Below are 250 nucleotides of genomic sequence, written 5' to 3'. Positions count from 1 at the left end.
ATCAAGATAAGTCTCTTCCTGAAGTGACATCATCTTTCTGGTGACCTCCAGCGGGGCTTTTTTCTCCCCGTCCAGATAGGTTCGGTGCAGGTAACACAATTGGCCGCGTGCATCTGTCGCCAGTGCCCACATTGCCTGATAATCCCCCTTATAGGTCGGCTGCTTTTCACAGAAGCGGATTTGCTCAATCGGGTGATGGCTGTAAATTCCCCGGCGCTGGAGGTATTTTTCCGCCGAGGTGCCTTTCAGT

At 52.4% G+C, this 250-nt stretch carries 1 protein-coding gene; it reads right to left on the bottom strand.

The annotated features are described in order from the left end of the window. On the bottom strand, positions 1 to 250 hold a 250-nt coding region (locus Xhom_RS25495; protein ID WP_420855280.1), incomplete at both ends, for a DUF7146 domain-containing protein.

It is taken from the genome of Xenorhabdus hominickii (genome assembly GCF_002632725.1).
Lineage (GTDB): Bacteria > Pseudomonadota > Gammaproteobacteria > Enterobacterales > Enterobacteriaceae > Xenorhabdus > Xenorhabdus hominickii.
Note: the sequence above shows the minus strand (reverse complement) of the source record. Positions and strands in the feature narration are given on the sequence as shown.